Here is a 4,770-nt window from a genome sequence, read left to right as displayed (position 1 = left end):
AATTATGGCACAACTGTTCAGAAATTTATGTACCAAATACTAGGATAGGAGCAGTTTGACGATTTTTACTTTTGTTGAAAATTAAATTGACATTTTGAACAAAGTCTTTTTGAATAACATCATCGTACATAATACTGCTAAGTTTTATCTATTAATTTTCGGACATTGAACCATCCCGATAAACAGTTACACTTTTCGCAGTACCAGTCATTGAACCATTTGCAATTTGACTTTTAGATATTGCTTTTACAAAAAAGCTAGACGGATTATCGGTTCCGTCTGTTAAATAAGTCCAGGTCCAATCTCCGTTTCCATTTCCATATTTCGCTTCAGCAAGTGCCATAGCTTGTTGAGGAGAGGAAACTTTATCATTTGCATTTGTTGAAGTGGTTGAAGAACTTTGAGTAGCTGCTGTACTAGAAGAATTACTTGAAACAACTGCAGAAGAATTTGAATTTGTAAATGTAGACTCAGTAGTTGAACTTGATGAGTTTTCTGTATCAGTATTGATGCTTGCTGCTGCGGCATAAGCTGATGTATCTGCCAAGCTACTTTCTTTTAAGATTGAAGAAGATTCAGCTTTAGATTGGCTATCTGCTTTAGCCTTACTCTCTGACTTTTGCTTCTTTTCCAATGCAATGCTAGATGCTTTTTTTTCTGAATTTTTCTTTGCAACACTCTCAGATCTTGCTTTGCTTGAAGAATTGCTACTTGTCTTAGCGGATTTATTACTTCCACAAGAAGCTAGAAGTAATGTAGTGGTTGCCAACAAGGTTAACATGGATACTTTTTTCATTTAAAAATCTCCCTTAATAATTTAAAAACAATATGTGTTAATAAAAAATATAAACCATTATGTATATGTGTATGAATTGTGATATATTTAGTTCATATACATGACAAGTCTTAGTTTCCTATTCCCCAGTTGGCGACTAAGACTTTTTCTTTTCCTCTAAATATAACCTTCCCGAAAGATCTTCTGTAAAAGTCAATGGATTTCTTTCTAATTGGAAACACTGAGCAGTGAGCCTTTAGTGCGGTATTAGACACTAAATGGCAGAAATGGGGCTTAAGGACAAATAAGTTTATGAAGCTAAAAGTGTTTCTAGAAATTCAATTGCAGTTCACTGAAATGTTAAATAGAAAAGCGTAAATTTCATATCTTGAATAAGTTGTGTCAGGTGCTTAAGTGCATACAAAATAATTTATTCAAGAAAATACAAAAAATTACGAAAAAAAGAACTCATAGCAATGGACTCACTGAAAAAAACTCAGGTTAATTCTAACACATTAAAAAAATAATTATCAAATATTTAAGAAAGTTAAATTATGTTAGTGAGAAATAAATAAGTTTGAAATTGAAGATATGAGTTGAAAGAATTAGGATGACGTTTTCGCAGATGGTAAGCTCCCAATCAAGTGATGAGATACCATCGGCTGGCAAGAAAGGCATACTGAAGTTATCTAAGGCTCATCGGACACTTGGAATAGAAGCATGGCAGCCATCCTTTAGTGATCATTTTCTGTGTTACGATACTTATTTTTCAAGTAAATAACTACGACAGTACAAAGGAGAAAGTTGAGGCGTATGTATGAGTAATTTACAACCAAATTACTATAAAGATAAGAATGGTACTGGGAATCTTAGTAAGCTACCATGTGTGGAAGTGGCTGATTGAGCTTAAAGAAAGTAAGAGTGGTAAATAATCTAAATAAATTCGGGAAGAAAAAAAGCCGGCGAACCGGTTTTTAACTAATTTAATTCGCATGCTTAAGCGAATTCATAATAAGCGGGAAAAATTTTAATGAGTACAGAGCACAAAGTCCAACTACGATATAAATAATTTTTGAAAGTATGGCTGTTTGACCACCAAAAATTGCGGCAACTAAATCAAAATTGAATAAACCAACAAGTAACCAGTTTAAACCTCCGACAATTAGTAAACCCAGAACAACGCTATCTAGAGTTTTCAAAAAAAGAACTTCCTTTCTTTACAACTAAAGTATAGCAGTCTCTAAGATAGGGGGTTACTAATACGCAAGAAAACATTAATGAGTCGAAGTTTGGGTAAATGAACTAAGAATAAAATTTTGGTATTTGTGGAGATATAAGTGTGATAGAAGAAAAGTTAACTAAGCAGCAGTCTATGGGATGAGAGGTTTATTTACAAACATATGATGGCTATGTAAAACACGTTAACTATATATACATTAGTTACGTCGATTATGCAGGATACCACTATTACATTGCGGCACGTGAAAATAGAGTTGTCTTAGGAACGTTTAGATAATTTCGAACTGTCAATTGAAAGTGGCTAGCATATAAAATAACAACACGTTTAATTGATTCAACATCGAAAAGACTATCTCTTGGTTGAGGTAGGCTTATTTTTTGTCTAAGAGAAAGGCGATCAAATAATAAATTACTAAAATAATTTTCGCACAACATTTAAGAACTATTTTTCGAGAAAACATGTTTGACTTCTCGAAGCCATTTAATTATGGTTGTTTGTAGTAAATAAGGTTTGGGAGGAATTAAAATGACAAAAGTTACGATTTTTGGTAAAGGAAACATGGGGAAAGCTATCGGACAGAACTTTGTGGATGCCCGGAATGAAGTTAATTATATTGGAAGTGATGATACAGTAAAAAACATAGGTGAAATTGTCATATTAGCTGTTCCATATCCAGCTGCGCTTAAAATTGCTGAGAAAAATTCTGAGAAATTAGAGAATAAGATTGTTGTTGATATTACCAATCCTTTAAATTTTGAAACGTGGAACGAATTAGTAGTGCCAGCTAACAGTTCGGCGGCAGCTGAGCTTGCAAGCAAATTACCAAATTCAAAAGTTGTAAAGGCGTTTAATACAACGTTTGCTGCAACTTTAGTGAGCAAACAAGTAGGTGATAAGCAGCAAACAACAGTGATGATGGCTTCTGACGATGAGACTGCAAAAAAATTATTAGCAGATTCTTTAAAAGAAAGTGGATTGGCTGTAGTTGATGCAGGTGCTTTAAAACGAGCACGTGAATTAGAAGCATTTGGCTTTTTACAGATGACACTTGCAGCTAAAGAAAAAATTAGTTGGAACGGTGGATTTGGAATTATTAAATAGAGATTTTGAATTTAAACTCTATTTTCCTCCAATTTATCAAGAACAATATCTAAATGATAGCCTAGCAAAATAAGACTCATACTTAATTCGAGATGAGCTTATTTTTTGTAAAGTGTTACTGTACGATCACTTAGGACTGGGTAAAAGAGGAATAGCTAAGATGAAACTAAAAATAATAACCAAAGATTATAAGCAAAGCTTACTTCTTAAAAATAATGCTTTTGATATTTGGGGAGAACTGATTGTAAAAAGAAATAAAGAAAAATGGAATTATGAAATAAAAAAGTATAGTAAAAAAGAAGTACGGAAGCAAACTTTTCCGGATGAAAATTATAGTCTAAAATCCATAAATGAAAATGGATTTGCCATTGGTGCTTTTGAGGGTGAAAAAACAATTGGTTTGGCAGTTTTCAAAAATCAGTGGAATAAATACTTATATTTAGAGGACTTAAAAGTTAGTGGAGAATATAGACGAAAAGGGGTCGCTAGCTCACTCTTGAAATTTGCAGAAGAAATTGCAAAAGAAAAAAAGTATAAAGGTCTTTGGACAATAGGACAAAACAACAATGCCACAGCGTGTGAGTTCTATTTGAAATACGGGTTTGAAATTGGTGGACTTGATACTGAAGTATATAATCATACCTCCCAAAAGGGAAAACAGAACATTCATTTTTATTACGATTTTCTTTAATACAATTTTGAAAGCTACTAGCATCGATGATATCAAAATACGCATAACTAAAATAACCCTCATTCTCTAAATAGAGTGAGGGTTTATTTTAGTTTACATAACATAAATTATCATCCGATACTTGGACATTTTTGTCTGGTGGCAGTTGATAGAAATTTACCCAAAACATTGTGATGAGAGTGTACAAATGATATGTGTGCTTGTTCAACTCAAACTTTGAATTAAGTCGGTAGTTTCAAAATGCGCGCTAACGGCAGAGCTAAATCCAAAGTTATTTTGAGAGATATCTATAAATAAGTTCAATGTAACGATATCTCATATAAAATAAAAAAATAAAAAGTAAAATTTTAATTTGCGGCATTTAATCATTAGTATATTAATTAATAACGTTGATCATTTCGGTATCAAAACGGCTGTTTTTAACAGATCAAGCGTATTTTTTGCTTAATTTTATTTTTTTAAATATAATATCATTCTAACGCTTAAAAACAGTTTTGCTATAATTTTGTATTATGGTAAAAATATTTGGGAGTGGATAGTATGACGAGAGAATTAGAAGAGTTAGTTATAATAGGGTTAAAACGCAATAAGCGTTTAGGCTTAAAACCAAGTTCACAGACAGAGGTGGCGAGACATTTTGGATTATCTAATCCGTATGTTAACCGTCTAATTACTGGGAAAGCCGCTGATACTAAAAATACCAAAAAACGTATAAACGAAATATGTGGCTATATAGGTGTGACTGAAAAGTGGTATTTGCAACAAAAGGGTGTGGATGCAAGATGGTAAAAATTTAGCATTGCCATGAAATCTCTAATATGGTGTGGTTTAAGTATGAGTAATTCAAAGTTAGACAAAGAATTTTGACATATGGAACATGTTTATACGAAGTAGAAGTAAATAAGGAAGAGGCTGTGACATAAGTCTCCATAATAAAGGCCGGTTTGGAAAAATCTTTGGTTT

The 4,770-nt window shown here is 32.5% G+C and carries 6 protein-coding genes; 4 read left to right on the top strand and 2 right to left on the bottom strand.

The features are described 5' to 3' along the window. Window positions 1–151: 151 nt before the first annotated feature. The gene (locus tag FD20_RS11980) at window positions 152–796 is read right to left on the bottom strand and encodes a hypothetical protein (protein WP_057738816.1); all 645 of its coding nucleotides are present in this window, start codon (window positions 794–796) and stop codon (window positions 152–154) included. Between the two features lie 604 nt (window positions 797–1,400). Here FD20_RS11980 and FD20_RS13445 point away from each other — a divergent pair. Then, on the top strand, window positions 1,401–1,556 hold the full coding sequence (locus tag FD20_RS13445; RefSeq protein ID WP_157060930.1) for a hypothetical protein: 156 nt from the start codon (window positions 1,401–1,403) through the stop codon (window positions 1,554–1,556). Between the two features lie 202 nt (window positions 1,557–1,758). Here FD20_RS13445 and FD20_RS11975 read toward each other — a convergent pair whose 3' ends face one another. Further along, the gene (locus FD20_RS11975; RefSeq protein ID WP_057738815.1) at window positions 1,759–1,974 is read right to left on the bottom strand and encodes a DUF378 domain-containing protein; all 216 of its coding nucleotides are present in this window, start codon (window positions 1,972–1,974) and stop codon (window positions 1,759–1,761) included. 566 nt (window positions 1,975–2,540) lie between these two features. Here FD20_RS11975 and FD20_RS11970 point away from each other — a divergent pair. From FD20_RS11970 to FD20_RS11960, 3 genes are all read left to right on the top strand, one after another. Beyond that, a complete protein-coding gene (locus tag FD20_RS11970; protein ID WP_057738813.1) occupies window positions 2,541–3,116 on the top strand; it encodes an NADPH-dependent F420 reductase in 576 nt (191 codons plus the stop codon). A 160-nt stretch (window positions 3,117–3,276) separates the two neighbouring features. Next, window positions 3,277–3,807 carry a GNAT family N-acetyltransferase gene (locus FD20_RS11965; protein WP_057738811.1) on the top strand — a complete coding sequence of 177 codons (531 nt, stop codon included), beginning with the start codon at window positions 3,277–3,279 and terminating at the stop codon, window positions 3,805–3,807. A gap of 540 nt (window positions 3,808–4,347) precedes the next feature. Continuing rightward, window positions 4,348–4,596 carry a hypothetical protein gene (locus FD20_RS11960; RefSeq protein WP_057738809.1) on the top strand — a complete coding sequence of 83 codons (249 nt, stop codon included), beginning with the start codon at window positions 4,348–4,350 and terminating at the stop codon, window positions 4,594–4,596. Window positions 4,597–4,770 lie beyond the last annotated feature (174 nt).

Source organism: Liquorilactobacillus uvarum DSM 19971, assembly GCF_001434935.1.
Taxonomy (GTDB): Bacteria; Bacillota; Bacilli; order Lactobacillales; family Lactobacillaceae; genus Liquorilactobacillus; species Liquorilactobacillus uvarum.
Note: the sequence above shows the minus strand (reverse complement) of the source record. Positions and strands in the feature narration are given on the sequence as shown.

Excerpts from the sequence above, each read along its gene's own strand:
- FD20_RS11980 (WP_057738816.1), bottom strand. The coding sequence starts at position 796 with ATGAAAAAAGTATCCATGTTAACCTTGTTGGCAACCACTACATTACTT.
- FD20_RS11970 (WP_057738813.1), top strand. The coding sequence starts at position 2,541 with ATGACAAAAGTTACGATTTTTGGTAAAGGAAACATGGGGAAAGCTATC.
- FD20_RS11965 (WP_057738811.1), top strand. The coding sequence starts at position 3,277 with ATGAAACTAAAAATAATAACCAAAGATTATAAGCAAAGCTTACTTCTT.
- FD20_RS13445 (WP_157060930.1), top strand. The coding sequence starts at position 1,401 with ATGGTAAGCTCCCAATCAAGTGATGAGATACCATCGGCTGGCAAGAAA.
- FD20_RS11960 (WP_057738809.1), top strand. The coding sequence starts at position 4,348 with ATGACGAGAGAATTAGAAGAGTTAGTTATAATAGGGTTAAAACGCAAT.